Genomic DNA, 21619 nt, shown 5'->3' with positions numbered 1-21619 from the left:
ACTGGGGGATAGAAAAACGTTGCCGCAGTTTCGGACGGTCGAGAATACCACCCGCTCCGAGCCGACCTGACAGATGACGGTCGGAAGCTTACGCAGGTGCGGCCGTATCGGAGGCCTCGAGCAGCTCCTTGTAGCGGTTGCGGATGGTGACCTCGGAGATACTGGCGACGTCGCTAACCTCGTTCTGGGTGACCTTCTCGTTGGTCAAGAGGGCGGCGGCATAGACCGAGGCGGCCGCGAGGCCGACCGGGGACTTGCCGCTGTGGACGCCCTCCTGTCGCGCGGACTCGAGCAGTTCACGCGCCATGCGCTCGGTTTCGTCCGAGAGGTCGAGGTCGCTGACGAACCGCGGCACGTAGTGTTCGGGGTCGGCCGGCTTGACCTCGAGGCCGAGTTCCCGAATGATGTAGCGGTACGTGCGGGTCAGTTCCATCTTCTCGACGCGGCTGACCGCCGAGATCTCGTCGAGACTGCGGGGCGTACCGGCCTGTCGGGCGGCGGCGTACAGCGACGCCGTGGCGACGCCTTCGATCGAGCGGCCCGGCAGCAGGTCCTCCTCGAGGGCGCGTCGATAGATGACGCTTGCAGTCTCGCGGACGTTCTCGGGGAGACCGAGCGCGCTCGCCATCCGGTCGATCTCGCCCAGCGCCTGCTTGAGGTTGCGCTCCTTGGAGTCGCGGGTACGGAACCGTTCGTTCCAGGTGCGCAGGCGCTGCATCTTCTGGCGCTGGCGGCTCGAGAGCGAGCGGCCGTAGGCGTCCTTGTCCTGCCAGCCGATGTTGGTCGAGAGCCCCTGGTCGTGCATCATGTTGGTCGTCGGCGCGCCGACGCGGGACTTCTCGTCTTTCTCAGCGGCGTCGAACGCACGCCATTCGGGGCCGCGGTCGATCTCGTCTTCCTCGACCACGAGGCCACAGTCCGTACAGACCGTCTCGGCGTGTTCGTCGTCCGAGACCAGTCGGCCGCCACACTCGGGGCAGTGTTCCTGCTCGTCGGATACCGCGGTCTCGTCCTCGGTCTCCGCCTCTCGCTCGTTCGTATAGGTTCGGATGCTCGTATCTGTCATGGTGTATCGGGTGGGTTACTCGGGGCTCCCGGGTGGGGTAACCAGAAGAAACCCGGTCGCCTCGGCTAACATAGGGTAAGGCCGAAACGCATATAAACCTTTCGCCTACTTTATAAACTGACCGTATTTTCTATTATATAGGTTCCGGTTACATAGTGATTAATCGTGTGGGATCCCCCACCTTGGACCGAGTGCCGTCGGACGACCCGAGTCGCTACTCGACGGTGAAGAGATGCCCCTCCCTCGGGACGTCGAACAGTCCGACCCGGGCACCCGCGTCCAGCCACGCGTGTCCGTACGAAAACGACGCCAGGGCGTTGACGAGGTCGTCCCGCTCCCGAAAATGGTTGCCGTCGTCCAGATACGACGCCGCCATCTCGTAGCAGTCGGCGGCCGCCTCGGCCATCGGTGTCCCCTCAGGCGGTGCGATCGTCGCCTCCTCGAGCGCCTCCGCGAGCAACTCTCCGTACCGGTTCGTCTTCTCCTCGAGATCGGCGGCCATATCCGACCGTCATCGCTTGCGTCCGTAAGTGCATCGGCTGGTCGATGGGCCGTCGGCAGAGTGCGGTCGAACCGTCCGGTGCGGTCTCAGCGTGTGCGTCGAGCGATCGCCGCTGCAGCGAGACGTGCGACGCTGCTCGCAGTTCGAACCGACCGCGACGGGCCGGTAGGGCGGCGTTCGTGACGGCCTCGACGACGGTGCCCGCGTCACAGTACGGGGGAGTGATTGCTGAGAACGCAAGCGGTTTAGGCGCTCTACCCCAACCGTGACACATGAGCGACCAGCCACGCGTCGAGATTTATACGAAGACTGATTGTCCGTATTGCGAGAAGGCCAAAGATCTCTTCGACAGCAAAGGCATCGAGTACGAGACGTACAACGTCACCGACGACGACGAACTCTTCGAGGAGATGGTCGAGCGAGCGGACGGCCGCCAGACCGCTCCCGAGGTGTTCATCGACGACGAACTCATCGGTGGCTGGGATGACACCTCCGCGCTGAACGAGACCGGCGAACTCGACGAAAAGCTGGGCATCGCCGAGGACGACGACGATGAGATCGTCGAACACCGCAAACTCATCATCGCCGGCACCGGCATCGCCGGCCTCACCGCCGCCATCTACGCCGGCCGCTCGAACAACGAGCCACTGGTCATCGAAGGCGACGAACCCGGCGGTCAGCTCACCCTGACTACCGACGTCGCCAACTACCCCGGCTTCCCCGACGGCATCGGCGGCCCGGAACTGGTCAACAACATGAAAGAGCAGGCCAAACAGTTCGGGGCCGACCTGAAAAACGGTATCATCGAGTCCGTCGAGCGCGTCGAGCAAAGCTCGACTGCAAACCAGAACGCGTCGCGTTCTGGTGATGACTCGAGTCGTCCCTTCCGCGTCGAGATGAAAGACGGCGACGTCTACACCGCCGACGCCGTCATCGCCGCCTCGGGTGCCAGCGCCCGTACGCTCGACATCCCCGGCGAGGACGAACTCATGGGCTACGGTCTCTCGACGTGTGCGACCTGTGACGGCGCGTTTTTCCGCGGCGAGGACATGCTCGTCGTCGGTGGCGGCGACGCCGCCATGGAGGAAGCCACCTTCCTCACGAAGTTCGCTGACACCGTCTACATCGCCCACCGCCGCGAGGAGTTCCGCGCGGAGGACTACTGGGTCGATCGCGTCCAGGAGAAAGTCGAGGAGGGCGAGATCGAGATCATGAAAAACACCGAACTGATCGAGATCCACGGCTCCCAAGAGGACGGCGTCGACCACGTCACCCTCGTCGAGAACGAGCAGGGCCACCCCACCGACCGCCTCGACGACCCCGAGACCGAGGAGTTCGACTTCGACGTCGGTGCAGTCTTCTTCGCGATCGGCCACACCCCCAACACCGACTACCTCGAGAACACCGGCGTCGAAACCGACGCCGACGGCTACCTGAAAACGAAGGGTGGCGACGGCGGCGACCAGACCGAAACCGACGTCCCCGGAATCTTCGGGGCCGGCGACGTCGTCGACTACCACTACCAGCAGGCCGTCACCGCGGCCGGCATGGGCTCGAAGGCCGCTCTGGACGCCGACGAGTACCTGGAGGACCTCGAGCGCGCCGAGTCGACGGCCGAGGAAGCCGAACCCGCTGCCGCGGACGACTGAACCGTCGCGTCGGTCCCGGTGACGATCATCCGGTCGCTCTTCCGACACTCTTTTGCCGACGTGTTCGATCCCACGCCGAGCAGTGATCGGACTCCGTCGGCGCGCCTCGAATGTACTGCCCATCGGCCGTTCGTCATCGCGTCCTCCGTTTGCCCTGTCGTTTCTGCCATCGGTCCGCGATGACCTGCACTGTCGTGAGCGCGACGCAACTGCTCCAGAACAGTAGCGACACGATCGGCATGGTACCTCGAGCCCGGACGTGGCGTCGGACGAGCGGCTCACTTTCGCCGCGATACCAACGTGTGGCTCTGCCTCGAGGTCGAGCGGTCGATGCCGTCGGTCGGGTCAGTACTGACTGGACGTCGTCCGACTCGATCCCGCGACACCCGTCGCTGGTCGGTGTAGCGTCCGATAAAAGAAAACCGCGGAAATTGAAACCGGAGTGATCCGGTGGTTCTACAGCTTAGTTCTGACGGCGCAGCGCCAGCATGGCAGCGCCGAGGAGTGCGACGAGAGCGACGCCGACACCGAAGCCGGGCGTTCCGTCATCGGAGTCGTCGCCATCTTCGCCGTCGTCACCGTCGGATCCGTCGTCACCGTCGGATCCGTCGTCACCGTCGGAGCCGTCGTCACCGTCGGAGCCGTCGTCACCGTCGGAGCCGTCGCCCTTGTCGGGGTCTTCGACGGTCAGCGTACCGTCGGCAACGACTTCGCCGTCAGCGGTCAGTTCCCACTCGTAGTCGCCAGCGGAGGCGTTCTCGAGCAGGGTTGCGCCGTCGACGATCGTGGCAGAGGCGCCGCCCTCGAGTTCGACGGTGTCGTTAGCGAGTTCCTCACCGTCGAAGGTGAAGGTGACGTCCTCAGACATGGTGTCTTCGGCCGGGTTCTCGACGGTGATCGTACCGGTCACGTCGTCACCCACGACGGGCTCGGACGGACTCGTGGAGACGTCGTACTCGAAGGAATCAGGGGCGGAACTCTCGCCCTGAACGATGATACCCGAAGCCGAGGTCTCTGCATCAGCACCGGTTTCAGTCACGCGGATGTTGTCGATTTCCTGACCGGCTTCCTTGTCACTGAAGTCCCAGGATGCGGTCGCCGTACCGTCCTCACCGACGACAGCTTCGCCGGAGGTGACCTCAGTCGGGAAGCGGATACGGTAGGTGACTTCCGTACCGGGTGCGACGTTCGTTTCGGCCGTGATCTCGGAGTTTTCGCTGTTCTCGATTTCGAGGCGGTCCTCGTCGTCGAGTTCACTGGCGAAGTCGATGGAACGCTCCTCAACATCGACTTCCTGAGAGACGAGTTCCTCGTCGTCCGCGTTCTGGATGTAGCCGTTCGATTCGTTCACGGAGAACGAGACGTTCCACGTTTCGTCATTGTCGACTTTGTCGTGAGCGCCGATGTCAGCGACGACGTAGAACGTATCGTTTTCAGCGTCTTCAACGATCTGGGCGTCGTTACCGAGGTCGTTGACACCGAACTGGTCAGGCGAGCTGTAGCGTGGGTCGTTCGTGTCCGTGTAGTTGATGTTCAGACCTTCGCCGACCAGTTCGCCGGCGTCGTTGGTCATGTACCCGTAGACACCAGAGGCCTCGACTTCCGTCACGAGGAGGTCGCCGTTAGCGACCGTGTCGCTCTGGGTTGCATCCTCGAGGATGGTATCGATGTCGCTGTCGACGTTGTGGGTGGCGGGTGCAGTCCACGTCGTCAGATCGTCGGTCGATCGCTCGTTGAGGATGAGGATTGCAGCGTCCGTCGCGTCGGCCTCGCCTTCGGACGAGTTAGCGACGTATGCCTCCATCTCGAAATCAGACGGCAGGAGCCGATTGTCGCCGCCAATGTTGTTCGTACTGTTAACCAGTTCAACTTCTCCTTTGTCTGCGGCGGAGAATGAACCAGCGACGTCTGTGCTAGCCGTGTACGTGTTGAAGTTGACCGTCACTTCGTCGGCGTCATCGTAACTGTGGACGCGGAGAACTGCGTGGTAGTTCTCGTTCTCCTCAGTGACGTTAACGTACATCTCGTCCGTCTGGGACGGCTCGAGCGTGAACTGAGCGACGTCACCGACTTCCTGCTCGTAGGTGTTCGCGTCGAAGTTCGCGGTCGTGTCAGCAGCCGAGGTCAGCTCGATCGACGTGCTGGTTTCGGCACCAGTGTCGTTCGCGGTGAACGTGAACGTCTGTTCACCGGTGGAGAAGTTGCCTTCATCGAACGCAACGGTCCACTCCTGGCTGCTCTCGACCGTTTCGATGGTGACGACATCGTCAGTGACAGTGACATCGGCATTGCCCTTAACGCCGAGCGCGTGTGCGAGGTTACTGCCGCTGATTCCCTCCGCAGTCACGTTCACGTCGTAACCGTTACGAGCGGACGTGAGCGTCAGGTCTTCCTCGGTGTTAAGCGAGGTCTCGTTAGCACTGAAGTCCGCCTGAAGGTTCTGGTCGTTAACAGTGAAGTTCACACTGCTGGGAGTCCCAGTAGTGGCAGCTTCGAGGCTGTATTCCCCGGAGAGTTCACTGGTGTCCAGATTGATGTACGGTGTCGAGTCATCATCAGTCGACTTGAGGGGGATCTCCCGGACGAGAGTTCCCTCATCGTCGATCAGAGCAACCTCATCCTCTGTACTCGAATCCCAGTTATTGCTGTCAATGCCGGAAACGTAGAGCTGTTCACCTTGCCAGAAACGATCTCCGTCGTTGATCGTTTCCGTATTACTGCTGTTGACTGCTGCTGCGCCGCCCGCGAACGCTGCGGACATGGCGACAACAGAAAGGACCATAAGCGCGGCCAGGACTACTGCACGTCCCTTTTCGCGATAGGTCGTTTCGCTTGTCATGTGTTGTGTATTATTATCATGTTGCGTTAGTTAGCGCGCGATTCACCTGGAGCGCGAGCCGACCCCAGTACCGCACTGCCGGGCTGATGGGTAGGCTCACACCGGGTAGGGGTAACCGATTCTTTACGTAACTCCGTAATAAGCTTTCTGTCTCACACATAGCTGGGCCGACAGGTGAAAATACGATATTACCGCAGTAGGGAGGCGGGTCAGCGGCGCGGTGGCCGTGATATCTACACTATCTGCGAAAGTGCCGATAGTAGATTATTTACCGCTATCGCGAGCGATGAGAACTTAGTAAAATAGTAATACCGGCCTCATGATCTCGAGACAACGTCGCCCGGGTCCGAAGCGACGTGGCGGTTCGATCGCGACAGTCCCCCTCGAGCGACCGAGCCGAGCCCTGACGACGACCCCAACATCGGAGTGGGCCGACGGCCCCTCTATCGAGTCGTCGATCCGGTGACCGATGACCCGGATACGTCTCGTCAGGACGTTCGCGGGACGAAGGGACGACGAAAACTATCGGCTTTCGCGTTGCTCGACCTTGTTCAGTTCGATCAACAACCGAAAGATCGCCTTGACGAGGTTCGCATCGACGTCGAACTGTTCGGCGTTGTCCCCCGCTCGGTCCATGACCTGCTGTTCCTGTGACTCGTCGGTCGTCGGCAGGTCCTGTTCGTCTTTGACCGCCGCGATCGTGTCCGCGACGTAGGTCCGCTGGGCGATCAGCTCGACGATCTCCTGATCGATCGAGCGGATCTCCTCCCGGAGTTCGTCGAGGCTCATCTCGTCGGGCGTGCGGTTCTCATCGTCGTCGGTCGGGTCGTCGGTTGGCTCTCGAGTCATAGTCGTTGCGTACCGTCGGTTCGCGTTTTCAGTAGCCGCGTCCGTCCGTCCCGGTCGGTCCAGCGTTCCTGTACGGCCTCGAGCGCGTCCCGTTCCCCGACGGCGACGTAGCTCGGACCGGTGCCGGACAAGGAGACGCCGGCGGCGTCGGGGAGGGCGTCGAGCATCGGTCCGGTCGGGAACTCGAGGGCCGCGGCGAACGCGAAGCCGTTGACAGTCATGGCCTCGCCGTAGCGGCCGTCGAGTGCGAGTTCTTCGACGAGTCGGGCCATCGGCGCGATGCGCTCGCAGGCCGAGACGTCGGCGTCGGCGCTGTAGGACTGTTCGGGCGGGGTGTACACGAGCGCGTGCCAGTCGATCTCCTCGCGGGCGAGCAGGGCGTCGGCCGTGTTGTCGGTCACCGTCACGCCGCCGAGCATGCTGGCGCTGGCGTCGTCGAAGGCACCGGTTACGGTGACGCCGGCGTCGCGGGCGGCCCGGACGCCGAGCCGGCAGGCCTCGATCCGTTCGACCGCGTCGGCGACCTCGAGCGCGTCGAGCGTCGCGAGGACCGTCGCGTTCGCGGCGGCGCTGGAACTCTTCAGGCCGGAGGCCATCGGCACGTCGCTTTCGGTCGTTACGCGGGCGCCGACGGTGGACTCGTCCAGGCCCGCGGCGGCCGCGTACTCGGCGACCGTCAGTTCGACGCAGCGTTCGACGAGCGTCGTATCGGCCTCGGGCCGGCCGGCGACCTCGCCGACGACGTCGCCGTCGTGGGTGAGTTCGACGCTGGCCGTCGTCTCGAGGTCGATCGCGAACGCCGATCCGGTGCCGGTCGCGAGTGCGTTGAGTACCGTCCCGGCTGCGGGTGCGACAGCACGGCCGTCCATACTCGAACACTCTCAAAGCGTGTACTTACGGCTGACGGTCTCGTGGTTACGCGACCCAGGCGGGAGCGGGGTGGTTCTCGAGCGGGTACCGACACCTCGAGGGCGAACGTCTTGGCCGGACCGACGCGGGCAACGGAACGCACTCCTTTTCCCCGATCCGACCGAACGAGCCCCTATGAGCGCGCGCAACAACGTCGCCCCCAGCACGATCGGCGTCGATCTCGTCGACGGCGGCGTCGTCGTCGAGTACCACGACGGTCGGGAGGTCTTCTACCATGGCCCGCCGGAACCGGTCGAGGATGCCGTGACGACCCCGCCCGGCAAGGAGGTCCACGTCCTCGTGACCGATCCCGACGGCGTCGAGGGCGTCATGACCTACGTCAACGATCGCAACACCCACGACGACATCCTCGAGTCGACCGGCGTCGGCCGCGTGATGCTCGATCGCAACGACGAAGAAGAGCTGTTCCCCGGCGTAACCGTCGCCACGGAGGCCTACTCGATCCGTGTCGAGGCGGACCCCTCGGTCGTCGACGGGCGGGTGTTCGTCTTCGCCGAGGACGAGATGAGCGAACACGCCTACGAACTCGTCGAGGAGGCCGACTGATGCCGCTGCAGAAGTCCTGGCGCGACCTCGACCGGGACGCGGTCGCGGCCGCACCTGACCGTCCCGGCGTCTACGAACTCGGCGACGGGTCGGGCACAGTACTGGCGGTCGACCACGGCGTCCTCCGGGACGAACTCAAGAGCGCGCTGGCCTACGGGGACGGTGACCGCGTCCGCTGGACCGAAGCCCACACGCTCGAGCGGGCCGCGGAACTCGCCGCCGAGCATCGCGACCGACTCGAGTGACCTACTGGATGTAGGACGGATCGCTGTCGTCGCAGTGTTTCTCGTGGTCGGCGGCGTCCGCCTGTTCGTCGAAGAGCATCCCGCAGGTCTCGCACTCGTACCAGGTGGCGTCGTCGCGTTCGGTCTGGACGACCATGGTAGTCGTTGGAACGCGAACGACAAAAGGCGTTGCTCCGGTTCCATCGCCCGGGAACTGACCCGCGACGCTATGGTCAGTTCTCGAGTTCGGTCAGTTCCTCGACGTCGGGAATCTTCTCGCTGGCGGAGGTGATCTGTTGCATGCGCTGTTCGTGTTTCGTGTAGGCGTAATCGGCCAGTTCGGACGGGCTCGGGCCGGGGCCGCTCTCGGAGCTTGCACCGCCGTCACCGGCCAGACTCTCCTGAACGAGTGGCACCAGTTCGTCGACCGTCTCCCGAAGGAGGTCCGGCTCGACCTCGCCGTCGCCCACGAGCGACTTGAGTTTGGCCATCCCGAAGCCGACGTGACGACCCTCGTCGCTGCGGACCAGTTTGAGCCCCTCGACCAGCCCCGGTAGGTCGGGAAGTTCGGGCTCGTTTTCGCCGTAGGCAAGCGTGAGGCCGTAGTAGCCGGTCTGGGCGAGGATTCCTTCGATCGTCAGATGGTAGTGACAGTGTGCACGCGCACGGTTTTCGGGAGTATCGTCCTCGAGCAGCCGCGCCATCGCCCGCTCGTTGCGCTCGAACAGTTCGTCGTACGGCTCGTTGTACCACTTCTCGTCGGTCGGCGACGATAGCTCCTGCCCGCGGCGCTTCTCCTCGGCGTGGATGACTTCCCGCCAGTAGCGGTCGAAGAAGTCCGTGTGTTTCGACTCCTCGTAGAGCTGGGTCGTGAGGAACATCTGGTCGTTGATGTCCTCGAGGACGACGGCCAGCGGCGCGAGGTCCTCGGTCACCGATTCTTCGCCAGCGCCGAACAACGCGAGCGACTGCTTGAGCCCCTCGAAGGCCGGCTCGGAGAGTTCGGCCGCTCCCTCGCGGTCTGCCTCGAGATCGACCTCGTGGGGGTCCCAGTGTTTCTCGACCGCGTTTCGGTAGTAGTTGTGCGAGCGAATTCCCGTATCGAGTTGCATTGCCGGCTCGTCAGCGCTCATGCGTGCCCGAACATATGCGTCGGTTCCCGATGAGGCTGTATCTCATGTATTAGGGTGTTTAAGTGCTATCGGGCCGAACGCGACGTATGGGTCTCATCGCGGAGTTCCAGCATAACTCGCCGGATATGCCGCTGACGGACGCCGTTGCGGCCGTTCCGGACGTGACGCTCTATATCGACCGAATCCTCGTCGTCGACCCCGATCGGCCGGTCGTCCTCTGTCGGGTCATCGGCGACGAGGAGCGGTTTTCGGCGGCGCTTGCGGACGATCCGACGGTCGAAATGGCCGAGACGATCGACGCAGGCGGGGACGAGGATGCGATGTACCGGATCAGACTCCGGAACCCGCCGCTGCCGATCTACCGAAAGTACGTCGAACTCGGGACGACGCCGCTGGGCGGGATCGTGACCGTCGACGGCTGGTGGGCACGCGCCCGATTCCCCGACCGGGAGGCACTCGCCGAATACCGGGCGTTCTGTACCGAGCGGGGCAGTGACTTCAAACTCGAGCGACTCACCCGTGAGTCGGCGAGCGACGAGCCGCCGTTCGGGCTCACTCGCGAGCAGTACGAGGCCCTCGTCGAAGCCCGCGATGCGGGATACTTCGCCGTCCCGCGGGCGGCCTCCACCGAGGAGGTCGGCGATCGACTGGGTATCTCGGCACCGTCTGCCTCCGAGCGGCTCCGTCGCGGGATCGATCGATTGCTCGAGAACGCACTGTGAGGGCGCTTCCGAGGGGACAATTCTCAAGGCCACCGGCGCGAAAGGAACGGGTATGAGTTCGTCGGAAGCGGACGGCGTGACGCTGTCGGTTCGCGCCGCGGAGAAAGGCGACGCCGGCCGGGGCGTCGCGCGCATCCCCGAGCAGGCGCGGCGACAGCTCGGTGTTCTCAGCGGCGATACCGTCGTGATCGAGGGCACGGCAACGACGGTCGCCAAGATGTGGCCGGCCGACGCGTCCGTCCCGGAGACGGCGATCCAGATCGACGGCGATACGCGCGCGAACGCGGGCGTCCACGTCGGCGATACGGTCGCCGTCCGGGCCAAGGACAAGTCGACGATCACCGACGCCGACCGCGTGACCCTCGTCGCGCCGCCGGGACTTTCCGACCGCCAGCAGCGGGCCGCCGAAACCGATGCGACGAAGCGACTCCGGAACCGGCCGGTCCGTGCCGGGGAACAGATCCGGATCGAAGGGATCGACCAGCAACCGTTCAGGGTGACCGACACCGATCCGAACGGCGACGTGCGGATCACCGACGAGACGACGGTCCGGATCGTCGACGCCGGCGCGGGATCGGGTGCTGTCGGCTCGAGCGACGCCGGCTCCGGTACCGCTGCCAGCGGCGGTTCGGATACCCGCAGCGAGGGGGGCGCGTCCCTCCCGTCCGACGGCGCGACCGACCGCGACGAACCCGGGCCGAGTTCGGGCGTCACCTACGAGGACATCGGCGGCTTGGACGAGGAACTCGAGCAGGTCCGGGAGATGATCGAACTCCCGCTGTCGGAACCGGAGCTGTTCCGTCGTCTCGGCGTCGAGCCGCCGTCGGGCGTTTTGCTGTACGGCCCGCCGGGCACCGGGAAGACTCTGATCGCACGGGCAGTTGCCAACGAGGTCGATGCCAATTTCGAGACGATCTCGGGGCCGGAGATCATGTCGAAGTACAAAGGCGAGAGCGAGGAACGGCTCCGAGAGGTGTTCGAAACCGCCGAGGCGAACGCACCGACGATAATTTTCTTCGACGAAATCGATTCTATTGCGGGCGCTCGAGACGGCGAGGGTGACGCCGAAAACCGGATCGTCGGCCAACTGCTGACGCTGATGGACGGTCTCGACGCCCGCGGCGAGGTCATCGTCATCGGCGCGACCAACCGCGTCGATACGATCGATCCCGCACTCCGGCGCGGCGGTCGCTTCGACCGCGAGATTCAGATCGGCGTCCCCGACGAGGAGGGCCGCCGGGAGATCCTCGAGGTCCATACCCGCGGGATGCCACTCGCGGACGACGTCGACGTCGACGCGATCGCGCGACGGACCCACGGCTTCGTTGGGGCAGACCTGGACGCCGTCTCGAGCGAGGCCGCGATGGCGGCCATCCGCGACCGGCCGACCGATACCGACGAGAAACAGGACTGGAACCGGAACCCGACGGTGCGAAAGGCCCACTTCGACGCCGCGCTCGCGTCGGTCGAGCCCTCCGCGATGCGCGAGTACGTCGCCGAGTCGCCGACCACCGACTTCGACGACGTGGGCGGCCTTGAGGCGGCGAAACAGACACTCCGGGAGTCGGTCGAGTGGCCGCTGACCTACGACCGACTCTTCGAGGAGACCAATACGAACCCGCCGTCGGGCGTCTTGCTGTACGGGCCGCCCGGCACCGGCAAGACGTTGCTCGCCCGGGCGCTCGCGGGCGAGACCGACGTCAACTTCGTCCGCGTCGACGGGCCCGAGATCGTCGACCGCTACGTCGGCGAGAGCGAGAAGGCGATCCGCGAGGTCTTCGAGCGCGCTCGCCAGTCGGCACCCTCGATCGTCTTCTTCGACGAGATCGACGCGATCACCGCCGCCCGCGGCGAGGGCCACGAGGTCACCGAACGCGTCGTCTCACAGCTGCTGACCGAACTCGATGGAATGCGGGAGAACCCCAACCTCGTGGTGCTGGCCGCAACGAACCGCAAAGACCAGATCGACCCGGCACTGCTTCGACCCGGCCGGCTCGATACCCACGTCTTCGTCGGCGAACCGGACCTCGAGGCTCGGAAAAAGATCCTCGCGGTCCACGCCGAGGGCAAGCCGCTCGCCGACGACGTCGACATCGACGACCTGGCGGTCGAACTCGAGGGGTACACCGGTGCCGACCTCGAGGCGCTGGTCAGGGACGCCTCGATGCGAGCGATCCGCGACGTCGCGAGCGAGTACGGGCCGGAAACGGCAAACGAGAAGGCTTCGGAGGTCCGAATCGAGCGCCGCCACCTCGAGGCCGCGCGGGACGCGACCGACCGGCCCTAGCGTCGCGTCACGGGCCGGCGATCCGAGGCCGGCCCGTCGGCGTCGGCGGCTCGGCCAGTGTCGTCACGATCGTCCGTCCGGGGCCACCGAACGCAGTTCGTCGACGGTACCGAGGACGGAGAGGTCGTCGCCGGCCCGGAGGGTCAGGTTGTCCGCCGGGAACGGACGGACCTCGCCGTCGCGGACCACGGCGAGGACGGTCCCCGGAACCCACCCGACGAAGACGTTCTCGAGCGACCCGCCGTCGTCGACGGTGACCGACCTGACCGTCCCATCGGCCGCACGGAGCGCGGCGAGTAGCCGGAAACCGTCGTCAGGGGGGTCAGACCGAGCCGCGAGTCGATACCGGGTGTCAGGCTCGGTAGCGAGTCGGTCGGCAGCGTCGGCGTCGACGGCGACGGTCGCGGCGTCGCCGTCGGTAGCCCACAGCCGCCCGGTCGCGACGAGGCGACTCGAGCCGTCGGCGGTCGTCCAGACCTCGACGGGGTCGCCCGCGCCGACGGCGGGCGCCGGCTCGCCGCGGATCGACACCGCGACGGTTCCCGGCGGGATGGTCGCTGCGATCCCCGACCGGGTTCCCCCGACCGCGAGCCGGTCGATCGCCCCGTCGGCCCCGACCGTGATCGAGACGTGGCCGAGATCGTAATCGCGCTCGAGCCGGCTCGAGAGTCGGGTTCGAAGCGCCGAGTGGGTATCGACCTGCGGTAACAGGACCGTGCTGCCGGCGAGATCGCGTTTGATCGACGGCTCGACGGATGGGTAGCCCGCCGCGTCGTCGATCCGGTCGGGCAGCCGGACGACCGACGGGAGCCGCGCCGACCGAACGAGTGCGGCGATCTCGCCGGTCGCGCCAAGTCGCTCGATGTCGAAGACATCGCGGGCGATCCGATCACCAACCCGCCGGCCGCCCTCGGCGCTGAGGGCGCTCGCGGCGATCGCCCCGAGGAAGTACGCGGCGGTGGCGTAGTGAACGAGTGGCGTCCCATCGAGTATCGTCGACCGACCGAGCCCGACTGCGTTCAGCCAGCCGACGACGACGCCGAGCCCCGCGAACAGCCCCACGCCAACGGGGAGCGCTCGAGCGCTCGCGACGCGGTAGCCGAACGCGACGACCGTCGCGACGAGCCCCGACAGGAGCGCGAACCCGACGACGGTTCGCATCGCCGTTTCGGTCCACTCGGTGACGACCGCCTGAGCGAGGATGCTCATGGCGACACCCCCGTCGCCGCCTCGACGGGCGGCGGTGGACGCAAGTCGCGATCGTCGTCGATGTAACGCTGGAGGGTGACTTTCTCCCCCGAAACGAACACCGATTCCCGGTCGTCGAGTGTCTCCGGATCCGGATCGAGCTGCCACCGGTTCCGGTCGGCAACGGGCTTTGCTCCCGTCGTCTCGGTCGCATCGACATCGACCGGTGAACTCGCCGCAACGGGATGGATCGAATCGTCAGTCTCGCCCTTGCTCGCCTCGAGCGCCGATGCGATCGTCCCCCCGGAGACGTGCCGGACCGCGTAGTCCGCTCGCTCGAGGCGGGCCAGCGCCTCCCGCTCGGGGTCGTGACCGGTCGCGGGAACGGCGATGCGAACGTGATCTGCGGCCAGGAGCGGCGTGGCGTCGGGTGCGGGAACGGCGACGGTAACGGTCTCGTCCTCATCAGTCGAATCGTCGGCTCCCGTCTCTCGCCCCGGGCGGGCACACCCGTCGACAGACAGGACGGTTCCCGTCGTCGACGCGTCTCGAGTGACGACCTCGACGGTCGTCCCGGGCACCAATCCGGGCGGGAAGGGGGCGGAAACCGAAACCGCACGCCAGCCGTCCGGAACCGCAGCCGCGACGCCGTCGGTCGGCGGTGCAGCGGCGACGGTCGCCCGGCCGCGGCCGTCGATCGATACCGACACGGCCGTCAGGTCGTACTCGGTTCGGAGCCGCGTCGAAAGCCGGGCCTCGAGGGCCGAAAGCGGAAGGTCCGCGGGCAGTCGCCACGCGTCGGCTTCGATCGCCGTCCGTACGTCCGGTGACAGCGGCGGGTAGCCGTCGATATCGCGAACACCGCCGGTCGTCCGGATCCGCACCTGTCCCATGGCATCGACTGCGTCGATGGCTGCGGCCGACAGCGACCGCTTCCGGATAGTCGGCCGATCGGCCCCGATCGGGAGTTCCGCGGCGATGCGCTTGCCCTGACTCGCCGCGGACGCCGAAAGGAGGGCGACGACGAGCGCCGCGGCCCCGAATCGGGGGACCTGCGCTCGACTGACCCCTCCCTCGAGGAGGCCGACGAAATACCCGTTGCACCCGGCGAGGAAGACGCCGATACCGACGGCGGCCGGGAGCGGGAGTTCGCGATCCCGGCAGTCAGTTACGACGGCGAGGGCACCGACGACGATCGCGGGACCGACGCCGACGACGAAGCCGAACGCGATACCGACGACGAGTTCCGTCGTAATTTCGATCATCGGTGGTAGCGGCCGGCGATCATCGGGAAACGACCCGGATGGTCGGGTTCGGTTGCTCGTCGATATAGTTGCTGTCCGACGGCGGGATCACCTCGAGCTGGATCGCCCCCATGTCCTGATCGGCCCGCAGGCTCTGGTCACCGCTGAAATCGAGCTGTGCGTGATTGTCGTCGCCGGTCGGTTTGTCGAGGACGCCGTCGAGTTGCGCCGAGTCGGCGGTCGCGACGATGGTTGCGTCCGAGACGTTGTTCCCGTTCTCGTCGATCGCGTAGACGTCTACCTTCGCGTCGCTTCCGGTCGCGTCCGCCTCGATCACCTGATCGTCGTCGGCGATCTTCACGGTCACTTCCGTATCGCCGACGCTACCGATCCCGCCGAGCATGTTCAGCATGATCGCGAGCGCCGCGACCCCGACGACCAGCGCGATGACTAGCCGGATCGGCAGCCCCTCGATCGCGCGGTCGTCGCGAGCGAACGACGACAGTGATCGATGCGGTCCGTCCCTCGAATCGGACTCAGTCCGGTTCGAACTCATGGGCGTGCTGGCCGCGGCTTCCGTTGTAAACGGTGGGACGCGGGTTCAAATACGAAGCCGCGGGAGTCGGGGCCGTGAGCTTCGTACTCGGTCGCGATGCCGACCGCGAGGACGGCCCCAGCTGTCGGCTCGGTGTCTATCGGGCGCTCGACGGCAGCGACGGCGCCCCGCTCGCGCTCGATCTGGACTCTCCCCACGCGATCGCGCTCGTCGGCAAGCGCGGCTACGGTAAGTCACATACGATGGGCGTGATCGCGGAGGGACTCGCGCGTGCGAGCGGCCTCGCGCCGGTCCTCATCGATCCGATGGGGGCGTTCGAGACGCTCGCGTCGTCGGCGGACGGCGAACCGGTTCCGGCGACGGTCGTCGCGGAGCCGACGGTCGCGCCGGCGTCGCTCGACCCCAGGTCGTGGTGTACGCTGCTCGGTCTCTCGCCGGAAAGCGCCGCCGGAAGCCTCCTCTGGCGGGCCGCACAGGCCGAACCTACGATCGACGGCATGCGAACGCACGTCGAATCGGCCGACGCGGCACGCGCCGCACGACGCGCCGCGACGAACCACCTGCGGCTGGCCGACTCGTGGGACGTCTTCGACGCCGACGGGCTCGGCGCTCGAGCGCTTGCCGGTCCCGAAATAACGGTCGTCGACGTCTCCGGCCTCTCGGCCGCCCCGATGAACGCCGTCTGTCGCGGGGTCGCTGAAGCGCTGTACCGCGCCCGCGTCGACGCCGCGGTCGACCGGCTCCCCTGGCTCTTGCTCGACGAGGCCCACACCTTCTTCGACGGCGTGGCCGCACCCGCCCTCGAGACGATCCTGACCCGCGGCCGCGCGCCCGGCGTCAGCCTCGTGGCCGCGACACAGCGTCCGAGCGCGCTCCCCGACGTCGGGATCTCACAGTCCGATATCCTCGTCTCGCACCGGCTTACGGCCGGGGACGATCTGGCGGCGCTCGAGGCCGCCCAGCCGACCTACGTCGGCGGCTCGCTGGCCGACGCCGACCGACTACCGGAGGCCCCCGGCGAGGTCCTCGTCATCGACGACGCCACGGAGACGGTCCACGCGGGGCGGGTGCGGGAGCGAGACACGCCACACGGCGGCGAGAGCCCGGCCGCGAGCGACGTGGTCGTCCCCGAGCGGTGACGGTGATCGTCGCGAAACTAATAAATCGCCACGTAACGGCGAAAAGAGCGGCGAGCGCGTTACTGGAAGCCGATCCGGCTGCCGCGACGCCCCGTCGGATCGGGACCGCCGCCGCCACCGCCGCGGAACTCCTCTTCGATCCGCTCGTAGTAGTCGAGAATGTCGTCGGTGATCGTCGGCCGGACGTTCTCCATGGCCTGCCGGAAGTGTCGCATCTCGACGACGTCTGCCTCCTCGTCCTCGCGCAGCGCCTCGATGGCCGCCTCGCGGGCGATCGACTCGAGGTCGCTGCCGACGTAGCCGTCCGTGATCTCGGCGATCTCGCGCAGGGTGACGTCGGCCGCCAGCGGCGTGTCCTGGGTGTGGATCTCGAGGATGCGTTCGCGGCCGTCGACGTCGGGCTGGCCGATCATGACTAGCCGGTCGAAGCGGCCCGAGCGCAGCAGTGCGGGGTCGATCATGTCCGGGCGGTTGGTCGCGCCGATGACCATCACGTCGCCCATGTCCTCGAGCCCGTCGAGTTCGGTCAGCAGCTGGTTGACGACTCGCTCGGAGACGTTCGAGCCGGTCTCACCGCCCCGTCCGGGCGCGAGCGCGTCGAGTTCGTCGAAGAAGATGACCGTCGGCGAGACCTGCCGGGCCTTGCGGAAGGTCTGGCGGATGGCTTTCTCCGATTCACCGACCCACTTCGAGAGCAGCTGCGGGCCACGCACCGAGATGAAGTTGGCGTTGGTCTCGTTGGCGACGGCTTTCGCCATCAGCGTCTTCCCGGTGCCGGGCGGGCCGTACAGCAAGACGCCGGCAGGCGGGTCGACGCCGAGCCGATCGAACCGCTCGGGGTTCGAGAGCGGCCACTCGACCGATTCCTGGACCTGGTCCTTGGCGTCGTGGAGGCCGCCGACGTCGTCCCAGGAGATCTTCGGCAGCTCCACGAGGACTTCCCGCATCGCCGAGGGTTCGACCTCGTTCAAGGCGCCGCGGAAGTCCTCCCGTTTGACGATCATCCGGTCGATCAGGCTCGGCGGGATGTCCTCCTCGTCGAGATCGATCTCGGGGAGGTACCGGCGCAGTGCCTTCATCGCCGCCTCTTTGGTCAGGCTCTCGATGTCGGCCCCGACGAAACCGTGGGTCTCGTCGGCCAGGTGACCGAGGCTGACGTCGTCCGAGAGGGGCATCCCGCGGGTGTGAATCTGCAGGATCTCCTCGCGGCCCGTCTCGTCGGGGACGCCGATCTCGATCTCGCGGTCGAACCGGCCCGGCCGTCGGAGCGCGGGGTCGACGCTGTCGACGCGGTTAGTCGCCGCGATGACGATGACTTGGCCCCGGGACTCGAGGCCGTCCATCATCGTCAGCAGCTGGGCGACGACGCGGCGCTCGACCTCGCCGGTGACGTCTTCCCGTTTGGGAGCGATGGAGTCGAGTTCGTCGATGAAGATGATCGAGGGAGACTCCTCGGTCGCGTCCTCGAAGATCTCCCTGAGTTGCTGTTCGGACTCGCCGTAGTACTTCGAGATGATCTCCGGCCCGGCGATAGAGAAGAAACTGGCGGAGGTCTCGTTGGCGACCGCTTTGGCCAGGAGGGTCTTCCCGGTGCCCGGCGGGCCGTGCAGGAGAACCCCCTGTGGCGGCTCGATGCCGAGTTTCTTGAAGATCTGCGGGTGTTTCATCGGGAGTTCGACCATCTCCCTGACCCGCTGGATCTCGTTTTGGAGGCCACCGATGTCCTCGTAGGTGATCCCGCCACCGGTCTTCTCGAACCCCGAGATCGGCTCCTCGCGGAGTTCGACATCGGTGTCCTCGGTGATGAGGACCACCCCCTCGGGCTCGGTTTCGACGGCGATCAGCGGGATCGCCTGGCCCGGCGACCGCATGAACGGATGGTTCGTCGAGGACATCACCGGGACGATGTCGCGACCGACGACCGGCCGCTTTAAGATCTGGCGTTTCACCATGCCGGCGGCGTCGGAGCCGAACTGGACCGACGCCTCCTCCGGCGGCGCGAGGACGAGCTTGTCGGCTTTCGTCGCCTCGGCCTTGCGGATCGTCACCCGCTCGCCGATACCGACGTCGGCGTTCTGGCGCGTGAAGCCGTCGATTCGGACAGTGTCGGTGTTCCAGTCCTGCCGGTCGGCACGCCAGACCTTCGCGGCAGTGGTGTCTGCACCCTCGATCTCGATGATGTCGCCCGGACTCAGCTTCAGATGCAACAGCGTGTCCGGGTCGAGTCGGGCGATACCACGACCCGAATCGTTCGGGTACGCCTTCGCAACCTCCAGTTGGACTTCGTTCATGATTTGGGGACGGCGATGTGATTGACTCCGATTCGTGCGCGGATAGGTTTTTTGCTAGGGTGAGTCATTTCCTGTGCTAGTAGCTACCATACTCACGTCGGACGGGCGGTTACAAAGATGTACCGGCCTCGGTTGGTTTTGGCCCTATCGATACCGCCCCTCGAGCGAGGAGAGATGGCTTTTTGCGTTTTCCGCGCCGAGAACTGGCATGCGAGTCCTCGCGTTCGACGGCCGGATGGGAGCCAGCGGCGATATGATCCTTGCCGCGCTCATAGACGCCGGTGCCGACGCCGACGTCCTCGAGCCGGTAACCGAGGCGCTGCCGGTGGCCTACCGGATCGACGACACCGAAAAGACCGGGATCGCGGCCACGACGGCCGACGTCGTCTTCCCCGACGACGATCACGCACACGACCACGATCACGCCGACACGGACGGTGCGCACGATCACGATCATTCCCACGGCCACGACCATTCTCACGACCAGGCTGACACGGAGGGCGGGCACACACACGAGACGGCAGGCGACGGTACCGACACTCCCGCAGAGGGCCACGGCCCCCATCGCAGCTACCGCGAGGTCTGCGAGATCGTTCGGGAAATGGCCCTCGAGCCGGCAGTCGAGCGCGATGCGCTCGCGATCTTCGAACTGCTCGGCGAGGCCGAGGCCGCCGTCCACGGCGCAGACCTCGAGTCGATCCACTTCCACGAGGTCGGGGCCGACGACGCGATCGCGGACGTGGTCGGCGCGGCGGCCCTGTTGCACGACCTCGAGCCCGATCGCGTCGTCACGACGCCGCTCGCGACCGGCGGCGGGACGGTTGCGATGAGCCACGGCGAGTACCCCGTCCCTACGCCGGCGGTGGTCGAACTCGCCCAGCGGGCCGACTGGTCGCTGCGGGGCGGCCCCGTCGACGCCGAACTCCTGACGCCGACCGGCGCGGCCATCCTGGCGCACGTCGCCGACGGCGTCGATTCGCTGCCCGCGCTGGATCTCGAGTCATCGGGCTACGGTGCGGGCGGCTACGATCTCGACCCGCATCCGAACGTGCTTCGTACGCTGGTCGGGACCGGCGAGGGGACGCTGGTGAAAGACGATATCGCCGTCCTCGAGACGAATCTCGACGACGCGACGCCGGAAGTGCTGGGTGGCCTGCAGGAGACGCTCTCGGACGCGGGCGCTCGAGACATGTCGATCCTCCCCGCAACGATGAAGAAGTCCCGGCCCGGGCATCTGGTGAAGGTCATCTGCAAACCCGCGGATCGGGAACGGGTCGCTCGAGCGCTGGCCGAGGAGACCGGGACCTTGGGCGTTCGGGACGCCGGTGTCACGCATCGGTGGATCGCGAACCGCGAGTTCGAGACTGTGAGTCTCGGGATCGACGGTGAGGAATACGAGGTCAGCGTGAAGATCGCGAGCGACGCCGACGGCGAGGTATACGACGTGAGTGCGGAGTACGACGACGCGGCACGGGTGGCTCGAGAGGCGGGGGTGGCTACTCGAGACGTGATCGATAGAGCGGAACGGGGTGTCGACGCGTCGCACAGGTAAGCGACTTCTCCCCGGGACCGGAAAGCCGATTTTGCGAACGCTTTCGCTATTGGCGCTGTGAGTACACCATAAAATAAATTAGTTATTTCGGTGCAGCTACTTAGAGACTGATGCCGAGCTGGGCGAAGATATCGACCAGTTCACCGCCAGTAATACCGTCAACGGAGTTGTCGGTGGAGTTGTCGTCGTCGTCACTGGCGTTTGCATCCGAGTCGACATCAGCGTAGTTTCCAGAGATCGTGGTCGTATCCTCGACCTCGTTTTCGTTCTCTTGCTCGACCGCTTGACCTTGTATCGCAGTCGTCTTAGCAGTACTCACATCCGAACTGCTGTAGGACGTTGCAATCTGCGTCTGCTGGTTGTTGTTCTCCTGGTCGGTATCGATGACGGTCACCGCGTCCGAGTCCTGATCGACGTCGACGCTAGAGTTAGCGTCTGCCTGTGCCGCCGCTGTTCCAGCAGCCCCCATGAATGCGAGGCCGCCGATCACTGCTACCGTCAGTGCGAGCGTGAGTGCGCGTTTCATTGGTTCGGTCACCGTGTGTGGGCACCACGCGTCGCCACACCGGGAAGACCCTCGAGGGAGATCCCTCGAGCGACGGCGCTGTCGCTGGTCGCGGACGAGGCCGTCGTCTCCCGGTCGCTCCCCGCTGTGGCGCGTTGCCCGGTCGCTACTCATCACGGGGACCCATTTGAATCCGTCAAACGGTTTCGAGCCGAATAGCGGCATTAGAGAACCTGATACGGCTATTTATGTGTACAGGATAACCGTTCAGCGACCGTAACCAACAACGTGTCGTCGTTTCGACGACCCTATTCGGACTTCCCTCAGCGTTTCGAGGACGGGATTCCGCGCCCCCGTTGCCGAAATCCGCGGTGTGAAACGGTTGTTGATCCGTTTC

The 21619-nt window shown here is 65.7% G+C and carries 19 protein-coding genes; 7 read left to right on the top strand and 12 right to left on the bottom strand.

Going from position 1 to position 21619, the window contains the following annotated elements:
* Positions 1 to 88: 88 nt before the first annotated feature.
* Together ACERIM_RS15805 and ACERIM_RS15800 are read right to left on the bottom strand one after the other, a co-directional pair.
* Positions 89 to 1066 carry a transcription initiation factor IIB family protein gene (locus tag ACERIM_RS15805; RefSeq protein WP_006649363.1) on the bottom strand — a complete coding sequence of 326 codons (978 nt, stop codon included), beginning with the start codon at positions 1064 to 1066 and terminating at the stop codon, positions 89 to 91.
* A 214-nt stretch (positions 1067 to 1280) separates the two neighbouring features.
* Entirely contained in the window at positions 1281 to 1568 is a 288-nt protein-coding gene (locus ACERIM_RS15800) for a DUF357 domain-containing protein (protein ID WP_006649362.1), read from the bottom strand.
* Positions 1569 to 1840: 272 nt separating this feature from the next.
* Between ACERIM_RS15800 and ACERIM_RS15795 the strand changes: the two genes are divergently transcribed.
* Positions 1841 to 3217, top strand: a complete 1377-nt coding sequence (locus ACERIM_RS15795) for an FAD-dependent oxidoreductase (RefSeq protein ID WP_373633412.1) — start codon at positions 1841 to 1843, stop codon at positions 3215 to 3217.
* Between the two features lie 463 nt (positions 3218 to 3680).
* Here the strand turns inward: ACERIM_RS15795 and ACERIM_RS15790 are convergent, their stop codons facing one another.
* From ACERIM_RS15790 to ACERIM_RS15780, 3 genes are all read right to left on the bottom strand, one after another.
* Positions 3681 to 6056 carry a BGTF surface domain-containing protein gene (locus ACERIM_RS15790; RefSeq protein WP_373633411.1) on the bottom strand — a complete coding sequence of 792 codons (2376 nt, stop codon included), beginning with the start codon at positions 6054 to 6056 and terminating at the stop codon, positions 3681 to 3683.
* 522 nt (positions 6057 to 6578) lie between these two features.
* Positions 6579 to 6905 carry a chorismate mutase gene (locus tag ACERIM_RS15785; RefSeq protein WP_006649359.1) on the bottom strand — a complete coding sequence of 109 codons (327 nt, stop codon included), beginning with the start codon at positions 6903 to 6905 and terminating at the stop codon, positions 6579 to 6581.
* Positions 6902 to 7774, bottom strand: coding sequence for a shikimate kinase (locus tag ACERIM_RS15780; protein ID WP_006649358.1), 873 nt, complete (start codon positions 7772 to 7774; stop codon positions 6902 to 6904). Before ACERIM_RS15780 ends, ACERIM_RS15785 begins: the two co-directional genes overlap by 4 nt.
* Positions 7775 to 7949: 175 nt before the next feature.
* Between ACERIM_RS15780 and ACERIM_RS15775 the strand changes: the two genes are divergently transcribed.
* The gene (locus ACERIM_RS15775; RefSeq protein WP_006179720.1) at positions 7950 to 8381 is read left to right on the top strand and encodes a DUF5796 family protein; all 432 of its coding nucleotides are present in this window, start codon (positions 7950 to 7952) and stop codon (positions 8379 to 8381) included.
* On the top strand, positions 8381 to 8626 hold the full coding sequence (locus ACERIM_RS15770; protein WP_006649357.1) for a hypothetical protein: 246 nt from the start codon (positions 8381 to 8383) through the stop codon (positions 8624 to 8626). Before ACERIM_RS15775 ends, ACERIM_RS15770 begins: the two co-directional genes overlap by 1 nt.
* A 1-nt stretch (position 8627) precedes the next feature.
* Here the strand turns inward: ACERIM_RS15770 and ACERIM_RS15765 are convergent, their stop codons facing one another.
* Positions 8628 to 8762: a hypothetical protein gene (locus ACERIM_RS15765; RefSeq protein ID WP_049966271.1), complete on the bottom strand. Its 135-nt coding sequence runs from the start codon at positions 8760 to 8762 to the stop codon at positions 8628 to 8630.
* 76 nt (positions 8763 to 8838) lie between these two features.
* Positions 8839 to 9738, bottom strand: a complete 900-nt coding sequence (locus ACERIM_RS15760; RefSeq protein WP_049905653.1) for a ribonucleotide-diphosphate reductase subunit beta — start codon at positions 9736 to 9738, stop codon at positions 8839 to 8841.
* An 86-nt stretch (positions 9739 to 9824) separates the two neighbouring features.
* On the opposite strand from ACERIM_RS15760, the gene ACERIM_RS15755 reads away from it, so the two are divergent.
* Positions 9825 to 10460, top strand: coding sequence for a helix-turn-helix domain-containing protein (locus ACERIM_RS15755; protein ID WP_006179724.1), 636 nt, complete (start codon positions 9825 to 9827; stop codon positions 10458 to 10460).
* A 52-nt stretch (positions 10461 to 10512) separates the two neighbouring features.
* The gene (locus ACERIM_RS15750) at positions 10513 to 12747 is read left to right on the top strand and encodes an AAA family ATPase (RefSeq protein WP_373633410.1); all 2235 of its coding nucleotides are present in this window, start codon (positions 10513 to 10515) and stop codon (positions 12745 to 12747) included.
* A gap of 63 nt (positions 12748 to 12810) precedes the next feature.
* On the opposite strand, the gene ACERIM_RS15745 is transcribed toward ACERIM_RS15750, so the two are convergent.
* From ACERIM_RS15745 to ACERIM_RS15735, 3 genes are read right to left on the bottom strand one after another with little or no spacing between them, the layout of a single operon-like run.
* Entirely contained in the window at positions 12811 to 13956 is a 1146-nt protein-coding gene (locus ACERIM_RS15745; RefSeq protein ID WP_373633409.1) for a hypothetical protein, read from the bottom strand.
* Entirely contained in the window at positions 13953 to 15200 is a 1248-nt protein-coding gene (locus ACERIM_RS15740) for a hypothetical protein (protein WP_373633408.1), read from the bottom strand. Before ACERIM_RS15740 ends, ACERIM_RS15745 begins: the two co-directional genes overlap by 4 nt.
* A 19-nt stretch (positions 15201 to 15219) precedes the next feature.
* Complete coding sequence (locus ACERIM_RS15735) at positions 15220 to 15735, bottom strand: hypothetical protein (protein WP_006649351.1); 516 nt, start codon at positions 15733 to 15735, stop codon at positions 15220 to 15222.
* A 74-nt stretch (positions 15736 to 15809) separates the two neighbouring features.
* Between ACERIM_RS15735 and ACERIM_RS15730 the strand changes: the two genes are divergently transcribed.
* On the top strand, positions 15810 to 16874 hold the full coding sequence (locus ACERIM_RS15730; RefSeq protein WP_373633407.1) for an ATP-binding protein: 1065 nt from the start codon (positions 15810 to 15812) through the stop codon (positions 16872 to 16874).
* 59 nt (positions 16875 to 16933) lie between these two features.
* Here the strand turns inward: ACERIM_RS15730 and ACERIM_RS15725 are convergent, their stop codons facing one another.
* Complete coding sequence (locus ACERIM_RS15725) at positions 16934 to 19165, bottom strand: CDC48 family AAA ATPase (RefSeq protein ID WP_006179730.1); 2232 nt, start codon at positions 19163 to 19165, stop codon at positions 16934 to 16936.
* Positions 19166 to 19373: 208 nt separating this feature from the next.
* Between ACERIM_RS15725 and larC the strand changes: the two genes are divergently transcribed.
* Complete coding sequence (gene larC, locus ACERIM_RS15720; RefSeq protein ID WP_373633406.1) at positions 19374 to 20717, top strand: nickel pincer cofactor biosynthesis protein LarC; 1344 nt, start codon at positions 19374 to 19376, stop codon at positions 20715 to 20717.
* A gap of 100 nt (positions 20718 to 20817) precedes the next feature.
* Here the strand turns inward: larC and ACERIM_RS15715 are convergent, their stop codons facing one another.
* Positions 20818 to 21396, bottom strand: a complete 579-nt coding sequence (locus ACERIM_RS15715; protein WP_373633405.1) for a hypothetical protein — start codon at positions 21394 to 21396, stop codon at positions 20818 to 20820.
* Positions 21397 to 21619: the final 223 nt, after the last annotated feature.

This window comes from Natrinema sp. H-ect1, assembly GCF_041821105.1.
GTDB lineage: Archaea > Halobacteriota > Halobacteria > Halobacteriales > Natrialbaceae > Natrinema > Natrinema thermotolerans.
The sequence above is the reverse complement of the archived record's forward strand: the minus strand, read 5'-3'. Positions and strand labels throughout refer to the sequence as shown.